The sequence below is a fragment of the Curtobacterium sp. 'Ferrero' genome (assembly GCF_002412165.1).
GTDB lineage: Bacteria > Actinomycetota > Actinomycetes > Actinomycetales > Microbacteriaceae > Curtobacterium.
In genome coordinates this window covers 207,536-230,206 of the sequence record NZ_NXIA01000004.1, presented here as the reverse complement: position 1 = coordinate 230,206, position 22,671 = coordinate 207,536, and the positions used below count along the sequence as shown (strand labels likewise).

Here is a 22,671-nt window from a genome sequence, read left to right as displayed (position 1 = left end):
ACGCCCGGTCACATTCCGAACCCGGAAGCTAAGCCTCTCAGCGCCGATGGTACTGCAAGGGGGACCTTGTGGGAGAGTAGGACGCCGCCGGACTTATTTTGCAAGAAGACGTGGCCACTGGCCCTCCGTCGAGAGCAGGGAAACCTGCCCTCGCGGTGGCCAGTGGCCATTTCTGTGTTTGGCGTCCGTTCGCCTCGACGCATCGCCCAGTTCGTGATGGACTGTGAGCGTGTCGGGCTCGCGGACGACACCCAACGACAACGACACAGCGGACGACTGCTCGGGAACCCGGGCGCGCAGACGAGGAGCGACGGTGGCGAACGACGACGAACAGCGACGGGACGGCGAAGGCCGGTCGGATCGAGAGCGTCGAGGCGGAGACCGTGGGCCCCGTCGTGACGGTGGACAGGGTGGCCGTTGGTCGTCCGGGCCCCGCGACTTCGAGCGTCGTGAAGGTGATCGCCGTGACGGTGGTCCTCGCCGCGATGGTGTTCGTCCGTTCCGAGACGGGTCGCAGCGACCCGACCGTCCGGCTTGGCGAGGGGATCGCAGCGACAGCGGACGTCCGCCGCGCGGCGACGGTCCGCGCGGAGCGGGTCGCTCGCAGCGAGACGTGGATCGTTCGTTCCGCGGGGGTTCCGATCGTCCGCGCCGTGACGGTGACCGTCCGTTCCGTTCGGATCGGCCGGCTCGTGACGGCGATCGTCCGTTCCGTTCGGATCGATCGGCGCGTGACGGCGATCGTCCGTTCCGCGGGGGTTCCGACCGTCCGCGTCGCGACGGGGACCGTCCGTTCCGCTCGGATCGGCCGGCTCGTGACGGGGACCGTCCGTTCCGCGGGGGTTCCGACCGTCCGCGTCGCGACGGGGACCGTCCGTTCCGTTCGGACCGTCCCGCGCGTGACGGCGACCGTCCGTTCCGCGGCGGCTCGGACCGTCCGCGTCGGGACGGCGAGCGGCCTGAGCGTCGTGACGGCGATCGTCCGTTCCGTGGAGGCTCGGACCGCCCGGGCCGTGACGGTGGCGACGAACGGCGCCGGTTCGGGGACGGCTCCCGCCACGCCGGCGCTCGGTTCGGCGAGGGCGCGCGTGACGACTGGGAGGACCGCGACCCCTACGGCACCAAGTCGATCCGACCGCGCCACGACGACCCCGAGATCCCCGACGGCGTCCAGGCACGCGACCTCGACCCGGCTGCCCGTGCGGAGCTGAAGACGCTCAGCAAGGACAACGCCGACTGGGTGGCGAAGCACCTCGTGTCCGCCGCGCTCCTCGTCGACTCCGACCCGGAGACCGCGAACCAGCACGCCCTCAGCGCTGCGCGTCGCGCGGGCCGCGTGGGTGTCGTCCGGGAGACGGCAGCGATCACGGCGTACCGGCTCGGGGACTTCGCCACGGCCCTCCGCGAGCTGCGCACCTACCGGCGGATCTCGGGCAAGAACGACCAGCTGCCGATGATGGTCGACTGCGAGCGCGGACTCGGTCGTCCCGAGCGCGCGCTCGAGCTCGGCCGGTCGGTGGACCGTGCGGCCCTCGACACCCCCGTGCAGGTGGAGTTGGCGATCGCGATGTCCGGTGCGCGCCTCGACCTCGGGAACCCCACAGCCGCGCTCGGTGAACTGGAGATTCCACAGCTCGACCCGACCACGGCCTACAGCTGGTCTCCGGCGCTCTACAGTGCTTACGCGGCCACGCTCGAGGAGCTTGGCCGTCAGGACGAGGCCGACGAGTGGTGGGCCCGTGTCGATCACGCGACCGCGGCCCTGGCCGAGGCCGCGGACGAGGATGCTTGGGAGACGGTGGATGTGGTCGAGGAAGCGATCGAGGACGACGGACGCGGCGAAGGCGACGTCGAGCAGCTCGACGAGCCCGCAGTCGAGCAGGACGCCGACGACGAGCTCGAACCCGTCGACGAGCCAGCACCCCTCGACGAGCCCGGTGCCGCCGACGAGCCCGGAGAGATCGACGACGACAACCCCGTCGACGTCGACGGCTCCGCAGCCGGCTGACACCCCGGTCCCGCCGACGCACGGCGTCGACGTCGTCCTGACGGACCTCGACGGCGTCGTGTACCGCGGACGGAACGCGATCCCGCACGCCGTGGAGTCGCTGACCCGGGCATCCCTCGGCGCACGCGTCGGGTACATCACGAACAATGCGTCGCGCCGACCGGTCGACGTCGCCGAGCACCTCGAGGGTTTCGGACTCGAGGTCTCGGCCGACGACGTGGTGACGTCGTCCCAGGCGGGCGTCCGACTCCTCGCGACGCTCGTCCCCGCCGGGGCCACGGTCCTCGTCACGGGCGGCCTCGGGCTCACGAGCATCGTCGAAGAAGCCGGGTTCACGGTCACGAACACGGCCGAGGACGCCCCGGCAGCCGTCATCCAGGGGTTCTCGCCGGACCTCGGGTGGAAGGAGCTCGCGGAGGCGTCGTTCGCGCTGGCCGACCCCGACGTGCCGTGGGTCGCGACCAACATGGACTGGTCGATCCCGGTGGAGCGTGGCATCGCTCCGGGCAACGGCACGCTCGTGTCCGCGGTGCACCAGGCCGTCGGCAGGATGCCGGTCGTGGCGGGGAAGCCCGAGCGGCCGATCTTCGACGCGGCCCTCGCCCGGTTCGGCGGCGAACACCCGCTGTTCATCGGCGACCGGTTGGACACCGACATCAAGGGCGCGAACGACGCGGGCATCCCGAGCGTGCTCGTGCTCACCGGCATCGACCAGGCGAAGCAGGTGCTCGCGGCCGACCCGAAGTCGCGGCCGACCTACATCCTCGCCGACCTCCGCGGGCTGTCGGAGCCCTACCCGGTGACCGTGCGGCGGACGGACGACGACGGCACGCGCTACGTCACGGTCGGCGACGCGACGGTCGCCATGCGCGGGCACGTCGTCCGCGTGCTCGACGACGGCGACGACCTCGACCGCCTGCGCGCGGGCGCGACGATCATCTGGGAGTCGGGCCTGGCCATCTACGGCCTGGACGTCGACCCGAAGCTGTACGGCGGCGAGTAGCGTGACCGACGTGCCGAACGAGGACCGCCCGACGCCGCAGCAGCTCGGCGACGACGTCACGCGTCCGAAGCCGGGAGGTGCCTCGGCGCCGGTGTCCGAGCGCGAGCACGAGGACTTCGCGGCGCGGACCGCGGCAGCCGAGGCGCTCGAGCTCCCGGACCGCGCCGATGCCTTCGCCGCGCTGCACGACGAGCTCCGCACCCGGCTCGAGAGCGGCGGCACGGCGAGTGCCTGAGTCCGCCGCAGCACCCGTGGGCGCTCGTGGCGGGACCGTCCGCCTCGACGCGCTCGTCGCCGGCCGCGGGCTGGCACGGTCCCGCACCGCAGCAGCCAAGCTCATCCAGGCCGGCCGGGTCACGGTGGGGGGTGCGGCGGTCGTCAAGCCGTCGAGCCCGACGCCGGCGGACGCGGAGATCACCGTCGACACCGCCGACGAGTGGGTGTCCCGTGCCGCGCTGAAGCTCGTGGCAGCGCTCGACGCGTTCGCCGTTGATCCCACGGACCGGGTGGCGCTGGACGTCGGCGCGAGCACGGGCGGGTTCACCCAGGTGCTCCTCGCCCGGGGCACCCGGCGGGTGATCGCCCTCGACGTCGGGCACGGCCAGCTCGACCCGGTCGTCGCCCTGGACGACCGGGTGGCCGTCGTCGAGGGCTGCAACGCCCGGAACCTGACCGCGGACGCCTACGCGGCGCTCGACCCCTCGGCCGCCGAGACGTCCCTGGTCGTCGGTGACCTGTCGTTCATCTCGCTGCGGATCGTGCTCCCGGTGCTCGCCGAGGCCGTCCCCTCCGACGACTTCGTGCTCCTCGTCAAGCCGCAGTTCGAGGTCGGTCGCGGCGGGGTGCGCGAGGGGATCGTGCGCGATGCCGGGCTGCGGAACGACGCCCTGATGAACGTCCTCTGGGCGGCGTGGGACGCGGGATTCGGGACCTCCGGACTCGCGGCGTCGCCGATCGTCGGCACGCACGGCAACCACGAGTACCTGGCGCGCTTCCAGCGTGGTGTCGGTACCAATCCGACAGAATGGATCGGCCGGGCGACGGACCTGGCGGAAGGGTCGGCATGAGCGACGAACGGCACATCCTGCTCGTCTCGCACACGGGACGGCAAGACTCGATCGACGCCGCGGTCGAGGTCTGCGACATCCTGCACGCGGCCGACGTGACGCCGGTCATGCCCTTCGACGAGTACGCCGACGTCCGGCGCGCCGAGGCCTCGGTCGGCAAGGTCGACATCCTCGGCGTCGACGTCCAGGCGGAGGACCTCGAGATCGTCATCGTCCTCGGCGGCGACGGCACGATCCTCCGGGCCGCCGAGCTGGTCCGCGGGACGCGTGCGCCGATCGTCGGGGTCAACCTCGGCCACGTCGGGTTCCTCGCCGAGAGCGAGCGTGACGGCCTGACCGAGACCGTCAACCGCGCGCTCTCCGGGGCCTACCACGTCGAGGAGCGGGTCGCCCTGCAGGTCGACGTGGTCGTCGGGCAGGAGACCGTGTACTCGTCCTGGGCGTTGAACGAGGCCACCATCGAGAAGGCCTCGCGCGAGCGCATGCTCGAGGTCGTGACCGAGGTGGACGGCCGGCCGCTGTCGTCGTTCGGCTGCGACGGCGTCGTCGTGTCCACGCCGACCGGGTCGACCGCGTACTCGTTCTCCGGCGGCGGACCCATCGTGTGGCCCGACGTCGACGCCATCCTCATGGTGCCGCTGAGCGCCCACGCCCTGTTCGCCCGGCCGATCGTGGTCGGTCCGGACTGCACGCTCGCGGTCGAGGTGCTCCGGCGGACCAGCGGCGTGGGTGTGCTGTGGTGCGACGGTCGCCGTGCGCACGACCTGCCGCCGGGCGCGCGCGTGGAGGTCCACCGCTCGCCCGAACCGGTGCGGGTCGCGCGGCTCAAGGACGCCCCGTTCACGGACCGGCTCGTCGCGAAGTTCCGCCTGCCCGTCGCCGGGTGGCGCGGACCGCAGCGCGACGACGAGTACGAGCAGGACCCCGGCACCGCTCGCGGCGACCAGCCCGGCACCGCCGCCGAGCCCGGTTCGAGTGTGGGGCCCGTCAAGTGATCGAGGAGATCTCGATCACCGACCTCGGGGTCATCGGGGACGCCACGCTCGAACTCGGCCCGGGCTTCACGGTCGTGACGGGCGAGACCGGCGCGGGCAAGACGATGATCGTCACCGCGCTCGGGCTGCTCCTCGGCGCACGGGCCGATGCCGGCACGGTCCGCCGAGGTGCGTCGACCGCCGTCGTCGAGGGGCGCTGGCACGTCCCCGACCACGACGCCGTCGTCGAACGGGTCGAGGACGCCGGGGGAGCGGTCGAGGACGGCGAGCTCATCCTGACCCGGACGGTTTCGGCCGAGGGCCGCAGCCGCGCGACCGTCGGGGGCCGCGGCGCCCCGGTCGCCGTGCTCGGCGAGCTCGCGGACCAGCTCGTCACCGTGCACGGCCAGTCCGACCAGATCCGCCTCACGTCGGCCGCTGCCCAGCGCGCCGCGCTCGACGGCTTCGGCGGCCCCAGGCTGCAGAAGGCGTTCGACGCCTACGTCACGGCCTACGACACCTGGCAGCAGCACACGGGGGAGCTGGAGACGCTCACCCGCGACCGGGACGACCGGGTGGCCGAGGCGGAGCGCATCCGTGCCGCCTCCGACGAGATCGAGGCGGCCGACCCGCAGCCCGGCGAGGACGTCGAGCTCGCCGAACGCGCGGAGCGCCTCGGGAACCTCGAGGAGCTCCGGCTCTCCGCGGGCCTGGCGCACGAGGCGCTGTCGAGCGAGGCGCTCGAGGGCGCGCCGGACGTCGTCGGGCTCGTGGAGTCCGCCCGCCGCGCGATCGAACGGGTCGCCTCGTCGGACACGGCGCTGCAACCCGTGCTCGAGCAACTGACGGAGCTGAGCATCCAGGCGACGGAGGCCTCGGCGAGCCTGTCGAGCTACCTCGGATCGCTCGAGCCGGACGCCGGTCACGACCTCGAACTCATCAACGAACGCCGCGCGCTGCTCGCGGGACTCACCCGCAAGTACGGCGACACCGTCGACGACGTCATCGCCTACGGCCAGCGCGCCGGGGAGCGGCTCCTCGAGCTCGACGGCGACGACGACCGCATCCTCGGACTGCAGCAGGCGGTGGAGCGGGACGAGCAGGCGCTCGCCGCGGCGGCCGCGACGCTCAGCGCGGCACGGACGAAGGCAGCCGGCGACCTCGCGAAGCGCGTGACGGCGGAGCTGGGGTCCCTCGCGATGGCCGGCGCCACCCTCGTGGTCGAGGTCACCGACGCGGGCGAGTACCGCCGCCACGGCCGCGACCAGGTGGCGATCCTGTTGCAGCCGCACTCTGGCACGGACCCGCGGCCGATCGGCAAGGGAGCGTCCGGCGGTGAGCTGTCGCGCGTGATGCTCGCGATCGAGGTCGTCATGGCCGGCAGCACCTCGGTCCCCACGTTCGTGTTCGACGAGGTCGACGCCGGCGTGGGCGGAGCGGCGGCGATCGAGATCGGACGCCGACTCGCACAGCTCGCCGAACGCACCCAGGTGATCGTCGTGACGCACCTGGCGCAGGTCGCCGCGTTCGCGAACAACCACCTGAACGTCGTCAAGGACGCCAGCGGAGCGGTCACCTCGTCGAGCGTGCGGCGGCTGGACGGCGAGGAACGGTTGCAGGAGATGGCGCGGCTGCTGTCCGGGCTCGGCGACAGCGCGAGCGGGATCGAGCACGCCCGTGAACTGCTCGAGGTGGCCGGCCAGTCCGTCTGACGACGTCCCTGCCAGGAGGCGCGACCCGCGCCCGCCGCGACGGGTACGACCGCCGAGTCGGGAGCGACCGCAGAGGCGGGCACGACCGCAGAGGCGGGCCCCTCTCCGTGGTCGCGCCCGAGGCGGAGCGCACCGACCACGCACCTGCCGCAACGCCCGCGGCGAACGTGAGTCGCGCCTCCCGTCCGATCTGACGTAGGATGGAAGCCCGTGGCGGACACTTACAGCGGCGGAACACATTCTTCGAACGAGACCCCGAAGGTGACGAAGCAGATCTTCGTGACCGGCGGGGTCGTCTCGTCTCTCGGCAAGGGCCTGACGGCGGCCAGCCTCGGCAACCTGCTCACGGCGCGCGGCCTCAAGGTCGTCATGCAGAAGCTCGACCCGTACCTCAACGTGGACCCGGGCACGATGAACCCGTTCCAGCACGGCGAGGTCTTCGTGACCGACGACGGCGCCGAGACGGACCTCGACATCGGGCACTACGAGCGGTTCCTCGACATCAACCTCTCGCAGGCGGCGAACGTCACGACCGGGCAGGTGTACTCCAGCGTCATCGCCAAGGAGCGTCGTGGCGAGTACCTCGGCGACACCGTGCAGGTCATCCCGCACATCACGGACGAGATCAAGCGTCGGATGCGCGAGCAGGCCGAGAACGACCCCCAGCCCGACGTCATCATCACCGAGGTCGGCGGCACGGTCGGTGACATCGAGTCCCAGCCCTTCATCGAGTCCGCCCGACAGGTGCGGCACGAACTCGGCCGCAACAACGTGTTCTTCGTGCACGTGTCGCTCGTGCCGTTCATGAGCGCGTCGGGCGAGCAGAAGACGAAGCCGACGCAGCACTCGGTCGCCGCGCTCCGCTCGATCGGCATCCAGCCCGACGCCCTCGTGCTCCGCAGCGACCGCCCGGTGTCGGACTCGAACAAGCGCAAGATCGCCCTGATGTGCGACGTGGACGAGGACGCCGTGGTGAACGCCGTGGACGTGCCGTCGATCTACGACCTCCCGACGCTGCTGCACGACCAGGGGCTCGACCAGGTCATCATCGACGCCCTGCGGCTCGAGGCCCACGACGTCGACTGGTCGGCCTGGAACCCGGTGCTCGACGCCGTGCACGAGCCGAAGAAGGAGGTCACGATCGCCCTCGTCGGCAAGTACATCGACCTCCCCGACGCGTACCTGTCGGTCACCGAGGCGCTCCGCGCCGGCGGGTTCGCGCACAACGCCAAGGTCACGCTGAAGTGGGTCGTGTCCGACGACTGCACCACGCCCGAGGGGGCCGCGAAGCAGCTCAGTGACGTCGACGGCATCTGCGTGCCCGGTGGGTTCGGCGTGCGCGGCATCGAGGGCAAGCTCGGTGCGCTGCGGTTCGCACGTGAGAACCACATCCCGACGCTCGGCCTGTGCCTCGGCCTGCAGTGCATGGTCATCGAGTACGCCCGCCACGAGGCGGGCCTGACCGACGCGTCGAGCACCGAGTTCGACCCGGAGACCACCACGCCCGTGATCGCGACGATGGCCGAGCAGGTCGACATCATCGCGGGCGGCGACCTCGGCGGCACCATGCGGCTCGGTCTCTACCCGGCGCACTTCAGCGACGGGTCGCTCGCGGCCGAGCTCTACGGCGCCCAGGAGGCGTCCGAGCGGCACCGCCACCGCTACGAGGTGAACAACCACTACCGCCAGCAGATCGCGGACGCCGGCCTGGTGTTCTCGGGCACGTCGCCCGACGGCACCCTCGTCGAGTACGTCGAGCTGCCGCGCGAGGTGCACCCGTTCTACATCGCCACGCAGGCGCACCCGGAGCTCCGGTCGCGTCCGACGAACGCGCACCCGCTGTTCGCGGGGCTCGTCGGTGCCGCGATCGAGCGTGCGGGTGCCTCGAGCCTGTTCGACCCGCAGGAGTCGGCCGCCTGACGCGACCGCGCCTCCAGGCCGTCTCGGGGTCGCGTCCCCGGCGGGCGGAACCAGGTTCCGGACACAGCACCACGGAATTGCGCGGTGCTGTGCCCGAAACCTGGTTCCGGCGCGCGGGCGTGCTTGGATTGACCACGTGACCGACGCACCCATCGCAGACGAGCCCACCACCTTCGACGTCACCGACTCCTCCGTCGTGTACGAGGGCGTGGTGTGGGACATCCGGCGCGACACCGTCGCCTACGGGGACGGCACGATGGTGCGCGAGTACGTCGACCACACCGGAGCCGTCGCCGTGTACGCCGAGGACGACGAGGGACGCGTGCTCGTGATCCAGCAGTACCGGCACCCCGTCGGCCTGCGGGACTGGGAGCTGCCCGCCGGCCTCCTCGACCAGCCCGGCGAGGACCACCTGACCGCGGCGCAGCGCGAGCTGGCGGAGGAGGCCGACCTCGAAGCCGACGACTGGTCGCACCTGGTCACGTACAACACGTCGTCGGGTGGCAGCGACGAGTTCATCGAGATCTTCCGTGCGAGCGGCGTCCGCCCGACCGGTTCGGCCTTCGAGCGCGAGGCGGAGGAGGCCGACATCGTGACGCGGTGGGTCCCGCGCGCCGAGCTCGTCGAGGCGGTCCTGGCCGGACGCCTGCACAACTCCGCGCTGATCGTGGCCGTGCTCGCGGCCGAGGCCGCCGCGCGTCGGTAGCGCCCGTCGTTACGCTGGCCGGGTGATCGCGCTCGACCGTGCCACCGACTCGTACCTACGGCACGTCGCCATCGAACGAGGGCTGTCCGAACACACCGTCGCCGCGTACCGACGGGACCTCGGTGTGTTCGCGTCGTGGCTCGCGACCGCGCCGACGGTCGAGTCCGACGGGGCCGACCGGGCCGGGGGTGCCGAGGCCGTCCGCGACGTGGGACGGCTGGCCCGTGCGGACGTCGCCGGGTTCGTCGAGCACCTCGCCACCCGTCCGGAGCCGCTCGCGCCCCGGTCGATCGCCCGGATGCTCAGCTCGGTGCGGTCCTTCACGGCGTTCGCCGCAGCGGAGGGCTGGCTGCCGCTCGACCCCGGGACCGCGGTCCGACCGCCGAAGGCGCCGATGCGGTTGCCGAAGGCGATCCCCGTGCACGACATGGAGCTCCTGCTCGGGGCGGTGGTCGGGGACGACCCCGTGCAGTTGCGGGACCGGGCGCTGCTCGAGCTCCTCTACGCGACCGGCGCGCGCATCTCCGAGGCGGTGGGCCTGTCGGTGGACGACGTGCAGACCGACGCGGAGGACGGCGTCTCGGTCGTCCGTGTCACCGGCAAGGGTAACAAGCAGCGGATCGTGCCCCTCGGGAGCTTCGCCCGCGCGGCCGTCGACGCCTACCTGGTCCGTGCCCGGCCGGTGTTCGCGGCGCGGGGACCATCGACGCCGGCGCTGTTCCTCGGTGCCCGCGGCGCCCGGCTGTCGCGGCAGAGCGCCTGGCTCGTCATCCGGTCGGCTGCGGCGGCGGCGGGTCTCGAGGCGCACGTGTCCCCGCACACGTTCCGGCACTCGTTCGCGACGCACCTGCTCGAGGGCGGCGCGGACGTGCGGGTCGTGCAGGAGTTGCTCGGGCACGCGAGCGTGGCGACGACGCAGATCTACACGATGGTCACCGCCGACATGCTGCGGGACGTGTACCAGACGGCGCACCCGCGGGCGCGGCGGGGGTAGGGGCCAGCGCGGACGGCGGGTCGTCAGCGTCAGAAGAGGCCGAACTGGGCCGATGCCGCGACCGCGGCGGTGGCGACCCCGACGACGAGGGCGCTCGCCGCGATGCTCCGGGACAGCACCCGCCATCGCCCGGTCGTCCGTGGCGCGATCACGGCTGCGGTGCCCGCAGCGAGTGCGAGCAGGCTGACGAGTCCGAGCGGGTTGACGAGCGTCGAGACGGCGGCAGCCACCGCAGCGACGATCGTCACCACGCAGACCCGGCGTGCGCTGCCCGCGTCGGAGGCCCACGGACGGGTGTGGATCACGCCGGTCCCGACCGAGAACGACGGTCCGACCGGCGACACCGCGACGGGGACCACCGGCACCGCCCGGCTCGGCAGGGCACGGGTGTCGTTCCCCCACGTGCGGCCGTCCCACCAGCGCAGGCGCGTCGCGTCCTGCGGGTCGGGGAACCAGCCGGCGGCGGGGAGCGTCACGGGGTCCTCCTCGAGGAGACGGAGTGCGGATGGTGCACCCCGACGCTACGGCTCCGGCGTCGCCGCCGACACACCCAACCCGGGTGTCGGCAACAAGGAGGACCGCTCGGTCAGGCGGGGACCGGCGCGGCGTCGACCTCGCGGAAGACGTCCTCGACCGCGGCGAGCAGTCGGGCGTTGAAGTCGACGCCGAGCTGGTTCGGCACGGTCACGAGCACGGTGTCGGCGGCGCGGACCGCCTGGTCGGCAGCGAGCTCGGCCACCAGGTCCTCGGGCTCCCCGATGTACGAGCGGCCGAAGCGGGCGAGTCCACCGTCGAGGTGCCCGACCTGGTCCTGCCCCTCGACCTGTGCCCGGACGCCGAAGTACCGGCGGGACTCGTCGTCGACGATCGGGATGATGCTCCGCGAGACCGACACCCGCGGCTCGCGGCCCCACCCCATCTGCTCCCAGGTCGACCGGAAGCGCGCGATCTGCTCGGCCTGGAGTTCGTCGAACGGCACACCGGTGTCCTCGGTGAGGAGCGTCGACGACATGAGGTTCATGCCCTGCTCGGCGGTCCACTCGGCGGTGGCACGGGTGCCGGCACCCCACCAGATGCGGTCCGGGAGGGTGTCCGACAGCGGGAACACGGGCAGCGACCCGGCCGTGCCGGTCATCTGCGGGTTCGCGTTCGCCATCGGTTCGCCGGCGATCGCGCGGCGGAAGACACTCGTGTGCGCCCGGGCGAGATCCGCCCCGTTCGGGTCGCCCGCGTCCGGGACGTACCCGAACTGCTGGTACCCCGCGAGGGCGGTCTCGGGTGAGCCACGGGAGACGCCGAGCTGCAGTCGACCACCGGAGATCAGGTCCGTGGCGGCGGCCTCCTCGGCCATGTACAGGGGGTTCTCGTACCGCATGTCGATGACGCCCGTGCCGATCTCGATCCGGCTGGTCCGCGCGGCGATCGCGGACAGGAGCGGGAACGGTGCGGCCTGCTGCGGCGCGAAGTGGTGCACGCGGAAGTACGCGCCGTCGACACCGACCTCCTCGGCGGCGACCGCGAGGTCCACCGCCTGGACGAGGGCCTCACGCGCGCTGCGCACCCGGGACCCCGGCACGTCGCGCCAGTGTCCGAACGACAGGAACCCGATCTTCGTCATGTCGATGCGAACGCATCCGAGCGCGAGCGCATTCCGGCCGGACTACGGTGGTGCGCCATGGACGACCCGCGTGCGGCACTCACCGCCGAACGGCTGCGCAACGAGCGGCTCCTCGCCGACGTCGAGCGGAGCATGCGGGACGTGAGCGACGCCCGCCAGGACGCGAACGCGGACGACGAGCACGACCCCGAGGGTGCGACGCTCGCGTGGGAGCGCGGCTCGCTCGGCGCGGTGCGGGACGGCGCCCGCGAGCGGATCCGGCAGGTGGACGCCGCGCTCGCGCGGCTCGACGCCGGGACCTACGGCAGCTGCGCGGTCGGCGGGGAGCCGATCCCGGAGGCGCGCCTGGCGGCCGTCCCGTGGGCGGCGACCTGCGTCGCCCACGCCTGACGGGCCTCCTGTCCGGACCATCGCGGTGCGGGGCGCCGACGCGACCCGGCCGGGAGGCCCGTGGTGCGTCGCCCAGGTCCCTTCCGTCCGCTGCGGCGCAGTTTCCCAGCCGCAGCCCCTACCGTGCCGACATGGACCGCACACCCGACGAGCGACCCGACGCTGTCGAGCCGACGGAGGAGCGGGACCACCGGTTCCGGTGGTTCCGGGACCTCCGCGCGTGGATCCATGCCCGACCGCACGTGCACCTGTTCTACAAGGTCCTGGTCGGGATCGTCGGTGGACTCGTGGTCGTGATCGGGCTGATCCTCGTGCCGCTGCCCGGCCCGGGGTGGCTCATCGTGTTCATCGGGCTGACCGTCCTCGCGAGCGAGTTCCACTTCTTCCACCGGATCATCACGTGGCTCCGGGCCCAGCTGCACCGGTTCTGGGACTGGGCGAAGACGCACGGGCCCGGCTGGCTCCGCCGTGCCGCCGACCGGGGCAAGGCCGACGTCGACGCCGCGCACGCCGAAGCCCACCGGAACACCGGTGTGCGGCCCCGGACCCGTGGGCAGGCGCACCCCGGGCACTGAGCGGTGCCCGCGAGGCGCGGGGCCGAGCGGGTGTCCGCTCAGTCCGCGTTGGCGGTCCCGCGGCGTGGGCACGTGCCCACGGACCCGGTCGCCGTGCGCTCGACGACCTCGGCCGCGCGCTCCTCGACGGCCGCCCCGCGACGGGACGCGAGCTGCAGGACGAGCGCGGTCGCGGCCGCGAGCACGATGAACGCGCCGTACCCGGCGAGCACGGGCACGAACCCGAGCGCCGGTTCGACCAAGCCCGCGACGACCGCGGGCACGCCGAACGCCAGGTAGCTGACGACGTAGACGGACGACAGGAGGCCCGCGCGGTGCGTCGGCGCGGCGGTGGCGAGCAGCATCCGCAGCGGCGCCTGGAACCCCGCGCCGAACCCGACGCCGGCGATCGCACTGCCGACGACGAGGCCGGGGAGCGAGTGGGCGAAGACGAACGCCACCGTGACGACCGGGCCCGCGATGAGCGCGACGAGCCCGAGGTACAGGCTGCGGCGCGGGTCGAACCGCTGGATCGCGAGGCCGGTCAGTCCGCCGACCCCGGTGACCACGGCGATCAGGGCCCCGGCGGCGAAGTGGTTGTCGATGCCGAACACCGCTCCGAGCGCGGACGGCACGAGCGACAGGAAGAGCCCGCCGAGCGCCCAGCTGGCGACGAGCGCCCCGGCGACGCTGCGGAACAGGGCTCGGGAGGCGCGCGGCACGCTGACCGTGGGGCGGAGTGACCGGAGGGCGCCCGGGCGACGGGTCACCCGCTCCGGCACGACCACGAGGGCGACGACGAGGAGGAGCAGCAGCGCCCCGAAGACGACGTACACGAGCTGCTCCGGTGCCGGGCCCCACTCGACCAGGGCGCCGCTCGACAGGGCACCCGTGGCGAGGGCGAACGGGGGCACGGCCCCGTTCAGCACCCCGGCGAGGGACGGGAACCGCTCGAGCGAGTTGTCGATCAGGGCCGCGCCCAGGGCCCCGATGAGCAGGCCCACGGCGACGCCCTGCACGATGCGGTCCACCACGAGCGCGGTCAGGCCGTCGGCCCGGGTGAAGAGCGCGAGCGACACCACGAGCAGCAGGCCGCCGGCGAACAGGACCGGCTTCCGACCGACGTGGTCCGACAGCCGACCGACGACGAGCATCGTGACCAGGAGCCCGGCGACGTAGATCGCGAAGACCGCGGTGAGCATGAGCGGCGTGAGGTGCCACTCGGCGGCGTACACCGGGTAGATCGGCGACGGCACGGCGGAGGACGCCATCGCGGCGAGGAGCGTGGCGGTGAGGATCCAGAACCCCGTCACCGAGCGTGCTGTCTGCATGGCCGTCCTTCCGGTCGATCGTTGTACGACTGCATTCGTACCGTACTCCGCTGTACGAGACAAGTCGTACATGCGTGGAACGGTGCTACCGTCTCGTGCATGCCCGCGAACGTCGAAGTCGTCCCGACCGCTCCGGAACGGTTGCCGCAGCCGACCGTGGCCGAGATGGACCTGCCCGCGGTGCTCGACGCCCTCAGCGACCCGATCCGGCTCGCCATCCTGCACCGGTACCTCGTCGACGCCGCCGGCGGGACCCGCAGTTGCGGCTGGGTCGGGGTGGACCGGCCCAAGTCGACGCTGACGCACCACTTCCGCGTCCTCCGCGAGGCCGGGCTGCTCGAGCAGCACCAGGAGGGCCTCACCCGGTCCAGCCGTGTCCGCGTCGACGAGGTCGAGCAGCGGTTCCCGGGGCTCCTCGACCTCGTCGTCGCGTGGGAGGTCCCGTCGGCCCTCATGCGCGCGGAGGTCCCGGCGTGACCGGCACCGCCACCCACCGGCTCCCGACGATCACCACCGACCCCGCCGCCGTGCGGGCGATCGCGGCGGACCTCGACACGGCCGGGTTCACCGTCGACCGGCTCGACGCGCTCTGGGGGACCGAGGCGGCCGCGTCGCTCCACCGCGGGTCACGGGTCGCGGCGCTCCGCGCGCTCGCCGCACGGGACACCTCGCCGCTCGCCACCCTCGCCACCCTCTTCGTGCTCGGGCTGCCGGTGACGCGGGCGCACGCCGAGGCCGCGTTCCCCACCGCCGGGGTGGCAGCCGTCGTCGCGGCCGGGCTGCTCCGCGGCACCGAGGCCGACGCGGACCCGCGCGGCACCGGCGTCGACGACTCGGGCCTGCCGCTCGAACCGGCCGACGCCCTCGTGCACCCGACGGTCGACCTCCGCCCCTACGCGTTCGTCGACGACCTCGGCGCGGGCAGCTGGTGGATCGTCTCCGACCTCGGCGAACTGGCCCTCGGCACGGCACTCGGCGAGGAGCACGTGCTCGGCATCGGGGGTGCCACCACGACCCTGTCCGGACTGCAGCTCCCCGTGCCGGTCCGCCGCGTGCTCGACCTCGGGACCGGCTGCGGCATCCAGGCGATGCACGCCCGCCGGTTCGCCGACGAGGTCGTCGCCACCGACATCTCCCACCGAGCCCTCGACATCGCGCGGTTCAACGTCGCGCTGAACGGACTGGACGGCATCGAACTGCGTCACGGGTCGCTGTTCGAGCCGGTCGCGGGGGAGCGGTTCGACCGCATCGTGTCGAACCCGCCGTTCGTCATCACCCCGCGGCGCGAGGGCGTCCCGTCGTACGAGTACCGCGACGGCGGGATGGTCGGCGACGCCCTCGTCGAGACCGTCCTGCGCGGACTGGCCGACCACCTCGAACCCGGCGGGACCGCGCAGCTCCTCGGCAACTGGGAGTACCGGTGGGGCTCGGACGGCCTCGACCGCGTGCGCTCGTGGTTCGCCGACACCGACCTCGACGTCTGGGTGGTCGAACGGGAACGCGAGGACCCGCCCGCCTACGCCGAGACCTGGATCCGCGACGGCGGCACCAAGCCCGGCACGGCCCGGTTCGACGCCCTGGTGGACGCCTGGCTCGACGACTTCCGCGACCGCCGGGTCACCGGCGTGGGCTTCGGGTACGTCGTCGTGCGACGCCCGGTGGGTGCGGACGGACGGCCGGGAGGCACGACCCGCCTCCGCCGGTTCGAGCGCGTCCCCGAGACGCTCGGCTCGAACCCCGCCGGGCTCGGAGCCACCGTGGCACGCGTGCTCGACGCCTCGGCCTGGCTCGCCGCGCACGACGACGCAGCGCTCGCCGCGGCGCACCTCCGGGTCGCCGGGGACGTCACCGAGGAGCGGTACTACTGGCCGGGCAACGACGACCCCACCGTGATGACGCTCGTGCAGGGCGGCGGGTTCGGACGTCGGGTGGACGCGGACACCGCGCTCGCCGCCTTCGTCGGGGCGTGCGACGGCGAGCTGTCGGTGCAGGCCATCATCGCCGCGATCGCGCAGATCACCGGCGCGGACGAGGACGCACTCGTGGCGGACCTGCTGCCACGAGCGCGTGACCTCGTGCTCGACGGGCTCCTGCTGCCCGCCTGACGGGGGCCGGCCGGCGCCGGCCGGACTCGGCCCGTCGACGCCGTCAGGCGCGGTGGTCGCGCCAGCTGTGCTCGGGCACGAAGCCGAGGAGCTCGCGGGCCTTCTCGCTCGACAGCAGCGAGCTGACGCCGTCGATCTCGCTCCGGCGCTCGATGTCGGGCACGTACCGTTCGACGAGCTCGATGGTCGGGGTGTCCATCACGGTGTCGGTGTTCGCGATGATGAACGCCTCGAACCCGGTGAGGTCGGCCTCGAGCGCCCGGCGGACCGCCTGGGCGCCGTCGCGGGAGTCGATGTACGACCACAGGTTGAAGGTCTTGGCCTCGGGGTCGGCGTCCCACGGGAACGACGGGTAGTCGGTCTCGTCCATCACGTTCGAGAACCGCAGGCCGACCATCTTCAGCTCCGGGTCCCAGCGGGTGAAGTGGCGCGCCATCTCCTCCTCGACGGCCTTGCCGAGCGAGTAGGACGACTGCGGACGGACCGGGAACTCCTCGTCGACCGGCAGGTACGGCGGGTGGTGCTCGCCCATGGGGATGCCGAGCAGGGTCTCGCTCGACGCCCACACGACGTTCTTGATGCGGGCGGCGCGGGCGGCGTGGAACACGTTGATCGACGCCGTGACGTTGTTCGTGATGAGCGCCACGTCCGGCACCTGACCGGGGGCGGGCACGGCGGCGAGGTGCACGACGGCGTCGACGTGGTCGTACCGGTCGTCCACGCCGAGCAGCACGTTCAGGACCTGGCCGTGGTCGCCGAGGTCGGTGCGGACGAACTGCACCCCGTCGGGCTTGTCGGGGGACGGCACACGGTCGACCAGGACCACGTCGTACCCGTGCTCGTCCAGGTGCCGGACCACGGCCCGTCCGAGCTTCCCACTGCCTCCGGTGACCACCACGCGCGTCATCGCGTCTCCTCTTCCTCGAGTTCGTACCGATCCATCCTGCCCGTCGGCGTCCGGACGCATCCAGGCACCAGCGGTACCTGTCCGGCGGGCGCAGGGCGATCCGGGCGTCCGGACACCGGGCACCGGGCACCGGGGCATCGGGGCATCGGGCATGATCGTCGTGTGTCCTCCCCCCACGCGACCGCCGCCCTCCGTGCCGCGCGCGACCAGCTGCTCGCCGCCGAGTCCGCCGGAGCCGCTCGCGCGGGCTTCCGCTGGCCCGACGTCGGTGACTCGTTCAACTGGGCGACCGACTGGTTCGACGTCGTGGCGACCGACAACGACCGGACAGCGCTCTGGATCGTCGACGCCGACGGCGACCACCGGTGGAGCTACGCCGAGATGGCCGCGCGGTCGGACCGGCTCGCCGCCTGGCTGCACCGGCACGGCGTCGCTCGGGGCGACCACGTGCTGCTCATGCTCGGCAACCGGCTCGAGCTGTGGGAGACGATGCTCGCGGTGATGAAGGTCGGCGCGGTCATCCTGCCGACGACCACCATGCTCGACACCGCGGACCTGCAGGACCGGGTGGACCGGGGCTCGGTCGCCCACGTCGTCACGACGGTCGAGCACGCCGACAAGTTCGCGGACGTGCGCGGTGCGACGTCGCGGATCGTCATCGGTGGGGCAGCCGACGGGTGGACGCCGTACCCGGCGGACCTCGGCGACCCGAGCGCGCACGTCGAGCCGCGGCCCGAGGTGACGACGAGCTCGTCGGACCCCTGCCTGGTGTACTTCACCTCGGGGACGACCTCGAAGCCGAAGATGGTCGTGCACTCGCAGACCTCGTACCCGGTCGGGCACCTCAGCACCATGCACTGGCTCGGCGTGCGCCCCGGCGACGTCCACCTGGCGATCAGCTCGCCCGGGTGGGGCAAGCACGCGTGGAGCTGCTTCTTCGCACCGTGGATCGCCGAGGCGACCGTGTTCGTGCACGACAGCCCGCGGTTCGACCCGGCGGCGCTCCTGCACCAGCTCGACCGTGCCGAGGTCACCTCGTTCTGCGCGCCGCCGACCGCCTGGCGGATGATGCTGCAGGGCGACCTCGGCGCTCGGCCCCGGGCGCTCCGCGAGCTCGTGTCCGCCGGCGAGCCGCTCAACCCCGAGGTCATCGACCGGGTGGCGGCCGCGTGGGGACTGACGATCCGGGACGGCTACGGGCAGACGGAGACGACCGCGATCATCGGCAACGCCCCCGGGGCACCGGTGACCCCGGGCGCGATGGGCACACCGCTGCCCGGGGTCGAGGTCGTGCTGCTCGACCCGGTGACCGGTGCGGCCGGCGACGAGGGCGAGGTCTGCCTCGACCTGACCGAACGCCCGCTGAACCTGATGACGGGCTACCTCGGCGACACCGCCCGCACCGACACCGCGATGCGCGACGGGTTCTTCCACACCGGCGACATCGCGACCCGGGGTGCCGACGGCCAGCTGACGTTCATCGGTCGGACCGACGACGTGTTCAAGTCCTCGGACTACAAGGTCTCACCGTTCGAGGTCGAGAGCGCGCTCCTGCAGCACCCCGCCGTCGCCGAGAGCGCGGTCGTGCCGGCTCCGGACGCCGCCCGGCTCACGGTCGTGAAGGCGTACGTCACGCTCGCCGCGGGGTGGGCCGCGGACGAGACGACGGCGTTCGAGGTGCTCCGGCACGCGCGCGCCGTCCTGCCCGCGTACGCGCGGGTGCGACGGGTCGAGTTCGCCGAGCTCCCGAAGACCATCTCGGGCAAGATCCGTCGCGTCGAGCTCCGTGAACGCGAGGAGCAGGCGGCCGCGAGCGGGGTGCCGGCTCCCGGCGAGTGGCGCGAGGACCGGTTCCCGGACCTGCGGTCGATCCGGTAGCGGTCAGTCGGCGCCGGCCACGGCACCGCGCGACCCGGTCGCCGCCGAGGTGGTGCTGGCCTGGGCGATCGCGAGCTGGGCGACGAACTCCACGTGCTCGGCCATGTCGCGGCTGGGGTCGTAGAGCCACTGGATCTGCATGCCGTCCGACGCCGCGAGCAGCACGCTGGTCAGCCGTTCCACGTCGAGGTCCTCCCGCAACCGCCCGTCCTCCTGCATCTCGCGGAACTGCCGGGTCATCTCCGCACGGGTGGTCGCGTAGCGCTCGCGGAAGTACTCGTGGGCGGCGTGCTCCGGGTCGGTGGCCGCGGCTGCCGACAGGTTGACGAACATCTGCACCAGACCGGGCACCTCGGCGTTGTGGCGCACGACCGCCGCGAGCAGCTCGGCGGGGTTCGTGGCGTGCCAGTCGTGCGCGTTGTCGATCGCGTCACGTCGGCGGAGCACCTCGACCCAGAGCTCGTCCTTCGAGTCGAAGTAGTGGAGCAGGCCGGCCTGGGTGAGCCCGACGGCGTCCGCGATGTCCTTGATGCTGGTCCGGCGGAAGCCGTTCACGGCGACGAGGTCGAGCGCGATCGTGAGGATCTCCTCCCGCTTCGCGATGCCCTTTGCGTACGAACCCCGTCGTGCCATGCCGCGAGGCTACCGCCAGGAGTCCGCCCGTAAAACCAACCAAGGCACGGTTTTGGGTGCTACGGTGAGGGCACCACCGACGAGGGTGCGTGGTGCGTCCGACCCCCGTCGACCGTCGAGAGGACCCGCCACCGTGACCATCGTGACCGACCCCACCCGCGCCTCCAGTCCGATCGCGGAGCGCATCGACGCGCTCCTCGCGCGGCTGACCACCGAGCAGAAGGTCCGACTGCTGACCGGTCGTGACTTCTGGACCACCTGGCCGATCGAGGACATCGGCCTCCGGCGCATCCTCATGTCCGACGGGCCGTCCGGGGTGCGCGGCGAGGTGTGGGACGAACGCGACCCGTCGCTCAACCTGCCGTCCGCGACCGCGCTGTCGGCGAGCTGGGACCGGGCGATCGCGAAGCGGTACGGTGCCGCCGCCGCCGTCGAGGCCCGTCGCAAGGGGGTCGACGTCGTGCTCGGTCCGACCATCAACCTGCACCGTTCCCCGCTCGGTGGACGGCACTTCGAGGCGTTCAGCGAGGACCCGCTGCTCACCGGCGACCTGGCGGCGAGCTACGTCGCCGGGGTGCAGGAGAACGGCGTCGCGGCGACCCCGAAGCACTACGTCGCGAACGACTACGAGACCGACCGCTTCACCGCGAGCACCGAGGTGTCCGACCGGGCACTGCGCGAGCTCTACCTGCTGGCGTTCGAGAAGGCCGTCACCGAGGCGCACGCCTGGGCGGTCATGTCGTCGTACAACGCGATCAACGGGGTCACCGCGTCGGAGAACGACCTGCTCGAGACGCCGTTGAACTCGGAGTGGGGCTTCGACGGCATCGTCGTGTCCGACTGGACCGGTGTGCGCTCGGTCGAGGCCGCGACCGCCTCGCAGGACGTCGCCATGCCCGGACCGAACCCGTGGTGGAGCCAGGGGCCGCTGCTGCGGGCGGTCGAGGCCGGCGAGATCCCGATGGAGGCGATCGACCGCAAGGTCCGGCGCATCCTGACCCTCGCGGCCCGCGTCGGCGCCCTCGAGGGGTTCGAGCCCGTCGCCGCCGAGCCCGTGCACGTCGAGGACGGCGTCGCGTTCGTCCGCGAGGCCGAGGCCGAGGGCACCGTCCTCGTCCGGAACACCGGCGTCCTGCCGCTCGACGCCGCCGCGGTCTCGCGGATCGCCGTCGTCGGCCACAACGCCGACCAGGCCCGGACGCAGGGCGGTGGCTCCGCGACCGTCGTGCCGGCGTCGGTGGTCTCGCCCCTCGACGGCATCCGTGCCGCCTTCCCCGGCGCGACCGTCGACTTCGCGATCGGCGCGGTCGTGCAGGAGGGCATCGCCGAGTTCCCGCTCTCGACCATCACGAACCCGGCGACCGGCGAGCCCGGGGCCCGCATCGCCTTCGTCCGCGACGGCGAGGAGCTCTTCGTCGAGCACCGGCGCGCCACTGCGCTCTTCTGGTTCGGCGGCGACGCCCCGATCCGCGAGGCCGACCGGCTCGACATCACCACCACGTACACGGCACCCGCCACCGGCACGGTCCGGATCGGCATCGGCGCCGCCGGACGCTCACGGATGTGGATCGACGGGTCGCTCGTCCTCGACGAGTCCGTCGGAACCGAGGGCGACCAGCTCGGCGCCGCCTTCCTCAACCCGCCCGCGCGTTCGGTGCCGGTCGAGGTGACGTCCGGGCAACGGCTCGCGATCCGCATCGAGCACGACATCGTGCAGGACGAGGCCCTCGGTGGGGTGCTCGCGTACCAGTTCGGCACCGAGCCGAGCGACGACGACCCTGACGTCCTCGTCGAGCAGGCCGTGCGTGCGGCCACCGGAGCGGACGTCGCCGTGGTCGTCGTCGGCACGAACAGCAGGGTCGAGTCCGAGGGCTACGACCGCGACTCGCTGACGCTGCCCGGGCACCAGGACGCCCTGGTCGCCGCGGTGGCCGCCGTCAACCCGAACACGATCGTCGTGGTGAACGCGGGCTCGCCCGTCGAGATGCCCTGGCGCGACGACGTCGCCGCGGTGCTGCTGACGTGGTTCGGCGGCCAGGAGTACGGCAACGCCCTCGCCGACGTGCTGACGGGTGCGGCCGAGCCCGGCGGGCGCCTCCCCACGACGTGGCCCGTGGCGCTCGCCGACGTCCCCGTGGCGAACGTGACCCCGGTCGACGGGGAGGTCGCCTACGACGAGGGCGTGCACGTCGGGTACCGGGCGTGGCTGCGCGCGGGCACGACGCCGGCGTACCCGTTCGGACACGGCCTCGGCTACACGACCTGGACGATCGACGGCGTCGCGGCGACCCCCACCGTGCGTGCGGGGGACGCGGTGGTGGTCACGGCGACCGTCGCGAACACCGGCGACCGGCCCGGCAAGCACGTCGTGCAGGTGTACGCCTCGCGTGCGGACTCCGCGGTCGACCGTCCGGTGCGGTGGCTCGTCGGCTTCGCGCCCGTGCGGCTCGGTGCGGGGGAGTCGACCGAGGTGTCGATCGAGGTCCCGGCTCGTGCGTTCGCGCACTGGGACGGCGGACAGGACGGCGCGTGGGCGTACGAGCCCGGCGGCTTCACCCTGCACGTGGGGGCCTCGGTCGTCGACGAGGCGGGAGCCGTGGCACTCGAACTGGAGTGATCCGCTTTCCGCGCGCAACCGGTTGCGCCCCAGTAGCATGATTTCCGCGCGTGTCGGCTGGTTACCGATCGCGTACACACCGTGAACGGTGCCGTCGTGCGTGCGAGTCGATCTCCTGATCCGATCGATCAGCCCGGGCGGCACCGGTGTGTTCCAGAATGCGTCCCCGCGTCCGCGCGGGGACGCATTCGTCGTCTCGGAGCGTACCGACCCGTCGTGCGACGAGGGCAGGTCGGTCCGCTGCGCCCGGTGCG

20 protein-coding genes and 1 rRNA gene are annotated in these 22,671 nt (G+C 72.7%); 16 read left to right on the top strand and 5 right to left on the bottom strand.

Annotated features, from left to right (window positions below; genetic code table 11):
• The 10 genes from rrf to Csp2054_RS06405 all read left to right on the top strand — a co-directional run.
• Positions 1 to 93, top strand: a 5S ribosomal RNA gene (gene rrf / locus Csp2054_RS06450); the annotation flags it as partial.
• Positions 94 to 1,240: 1,147 nt separating this feature from the next.
• Positions 1,241 to 2,008 (top strand): hypothetical protein, encoded by a 768-nt coding sequence (locus Csp2054_RS06445; protein WP_255252637.1) that lies wholly within the window; start codon positions 1,241 to 1,243, stop codon positions 2,006 to 2,008.
• Between the two features lie 37 nt (positions 2,009 to 2,045).
• The gene (locus Csp2054_RS06440) at positions 2,046 to 3,011 is read left to right on the top strand and encodes an HAD-IIA family hydrolase (RefSeq protein WP_255252641.1); all 966 of its coding nucleotides are present in this window, start codon (positions 2,046 to 2,048) and stop codon (positions 3,009 to 3,011) included.
• A gap of 10 nt (positions 3,012 to 3,021) precedes the next feature.
• Positions 3,022 to 3,246, top strand: coding sequence for a hypothetical protein (locus tag Csp2054_RS06435; RefSeq protein ID WP_141399156.1), 225 nt, complete (start codon positions 3,022 to 3,024; stop codon positions 3,244 to 3,246).
• Positions 3,239 to 4,078 carry a TlyA family RNA methyltransferase gene (locus Csp2054_RS06430; protein WP_255252636.1) on the top strand — a complete coding sequence of 280 codons (840 nt, stop codon included), beginning with the start codon at positions 3,239 to 3,241 and terminating at the stop codon, positions 4,076 to 4,078. Before Csp2054_RS06435 ends, Csp2054_RS06430 begins: the two co-directional genes overlap by 8 nt.
• On the top strand, positions 4,075 to 5,073 hold the full coding sequence (locus Csp2054_RS06425; protein ID WP_255252635.1) for an NAD kinase: 999 nt from the start codon (positions 4,075 to 4,077) through the stop codon (positions 5,071 to 5,073). Before Csp2054_RS06430 ends, Csp2054_RS06425 begins: the two co-directional genes overlap by 4 nt.
• Positions 5,070 to 6,764 carry a DNA repair protein RecN gene (gene recN / locus Csp2054_RS06420; RefSeq protein ID WP_096898464.1) on the top strand — a complete coding sequence of 565 codons (1,695 nt, stop codon included), beginning with the start codon at positions 5,070 to 5,072 and terminating at the stop codon, positions 6,762 to 6,764. The genes Csp2054_RS06425 and recN overlap by 4 nt, the downstream gene beginning before the upstream one ends.
• Before the next feature lie 210 nt (positions 6,765 to 6,974).
• Positions 6,975 to 8,684 carry a CTP synthase gene (locus tag Csp2054_RS06415; RefSeq protein WP_096898463.1) on the top strand — a complete coding sequence of 570 codons (1,710 nt, stop codon included), beginning with the start codon at positions 6,975 to 6,977 and terminating at the stop codon, positions 8,682 to 8,684.
• 136 nt (positions 8,685 to 8,820) lie between these two features.
• Positions 8,821 to 9,390, top strand: a complete 570-nt coding sequence (locus tag Csp2054_RS06410) for an NUDIX domain-containing protein (protein ID WP_176491588.1) — start codon at positions 8,821 to 8,823, stop codon at positions 9,388 to 9,390.
• 25 nt (positions 9,391 to 9,415) lie between these two features.
• Entirely contained in the window at positions 9,416 to 10,384 is a 969-nt protein-coding gene (locus Csp2054_RS06405) for a site-specific tyrosine recombinase XerD (protein WP_096898498.1), read from the top strand.
• 29 nt (positions 10,385 to 10,413) lie between these two features.
• Here the strand turns inward: Csp2054_RS06405 and Csp2054_RS06400 are convergent, their stop codons facing one another.
• Both Csp2054_RS06400 and Csp2054_RS06395 read right to left on the bottom strand, forming a co-directional pair.
• Positions 10,414 to 10,860, bottom strand: a complete 447-nt coding sequence (locus Csp2054_RS06400) for a DUF2510 domain-containing protein (protein ID WP_096898462.1) — start codon at positions 10,858 to 10,860, stop codon at positions 10,414 to 10,416.
• Positions 10,861 to 10,970: 110 nt separating this feature from the next.
• On the bottom strand, positions 10,971 to 12,002 hold the full coding sequence (locus Csp2054_RS06395; RefSeq protein ID WP_255252634.1) for an LLM class flavin-dependent oxidoreductase: 1,032 nt from the start codon (positions 12,000 to 12,002) through the stop codon (positions 10,971 to 10,973).
• A 57-nt stretch (positions 12,003 to 12,059) separates the two neighbouring features.
• Here Csp2054_RS06395 and Csp2054_RS06390 point away from each other — a divergent pair, with 57 nt between their 5' ends.
• Positions 12,060 to 12,392, top strand: coding sequence for a TraR/DksA family transcriptional regulator (locus Csp2054_RS06390; RefSeq protein WP_096898460.1), 333 nt, complete (start codon positions 12,060 to 12,062; stop codon positions 12,390 to 12,392).
• A 131-nt stretch (positions 12,393 to 12,523) separates the two neighbouring features.
• Positions 12,524 to 12,967, top strand: coding sequence for a TIGR02611 family protein (locus Csp2054_RS06385; protein ID WP_096898459.1), 444 nt, complete (start codon positions 12,524 to 12,526; stop codon positions 12,965 to 12,967).
• A 38-nt stretch (positions 12,968 to 13,005) separates the two neighbouring features.
• Here Csp2054_RS06385 and Csp2054_RS06380 read toward each other — a convergent pair whose 3' ends face one another.
• Positions 13,006 to 14,277 (bottom strand): MFS transporter, encoded by a 1,272-nt coding sequence (locus tag Csp2054_RS06380; protein WP_096898458.1) that lies wholly within the window; start codon positions 14,275 to 14,277, stop codon positions 13,006 to 13,008.
• Positions 14,278 to 14,376: 99 nt separating this feature from the next.
• Here Csp2054_RS06380 and Csp2054_RS06375 point away from each other — a divergent pair, with 99 nt between their 5' ends.
• Together Csp2054_RS06375 and Csp2054_RS06370 are read left to right on the top strand one after the other, a co-directional pair.
• Complete coding sequence (locus Csp2054_RS06375; RefSeq protein ID WP_096898457.1) at positions 14,377 to 14,754, top strand: ArsR/SmtB family transcription factor; 378 nt, start codon at positions 14,377 to 14,379, stop codon at positions 14,752 to 14,754.
• A complete protein-coding gene (locus tag Csp2054_RS06370; RefSeq protein ID WP_176491587.1) occupies positions 14,751 to 16,382 on the top strand; it encodes a methyltransferase in 1,632 nt (543 codons plus the stop codon). The genes Csp2054_RS06375 and Csp2054_RS06370 overlap by 4 nt, the downstream gene beginning before the upstream one ends.
• 43 nt (positions 16,383 to 16,425) lie before the next feature.
• On the opposite strand, the gene Csp2054_RS06365 is transcribed toward Csp2054_RS06370, so the two are convergent.
• Positions 16,426 to 17,289, bottom strand: coding sequence for an NAD-dependent epimerase/dehydratase family protein (locus Csp2054_RS06365; RefSeq protein ID WP_176491586.1), 864 nt, complete (start codon positions 17,287 to 17,289; stop codon positions 16,426 to 16,428).
• Positions 17,290 to 17,451: 162 nt separating this feature from the next.
• Between Csp2054_RS06365 and Csp2054_RS06360 the strand changes: the two genes are divergently transcribed.
• Complete coding sequence (locus tag Csp2054_RS06360) at positions 17,452 to 19,167, top strand: AMP-binding protein (protein ID WP_096898456.1); 1,716 nt, start codon at positions 17,452 to 17,454, stop codon at positions 19,165 to 19,167.
• Between the two features lie 3 nt (positions 19,168 to 19,170).
• Here Csp2054_RS06360 and Csp2054_RS06355 read toward each other — a convergent pair whose 3' ends face one another.
• Positions 19,171 to 19,800, bottom strand: coding sequence for a TetR/AcrR family transcriptional regulator (locus tag Csp2054_RS06355; protein WP_096898455.1), 630 nt, complete (start codon positions 19,798 to 19,800; stop codon positions 19,171 to 19,173).
• 142 nt (positions 19,801 to 19,942) lie between these two features.
• Between Csp2054_RS06355 and Csp2054_RS06350 the strand changes: the two genes are divergently transcribed.
• Positions 19,943 to 22,417, top strand: a complete 2,475-nt coding sequence (locus Csp2054_RS06350; protein WP_411897139.1) for a glycoside hydrolase family 3 protein — start codon at positions 19,943 to 19,945, stop codon at positions 22,415 to 22,417.
• The last annotated feature ends 254 nt before the right edge of the window (positions 22,418 to 22,671 follow it).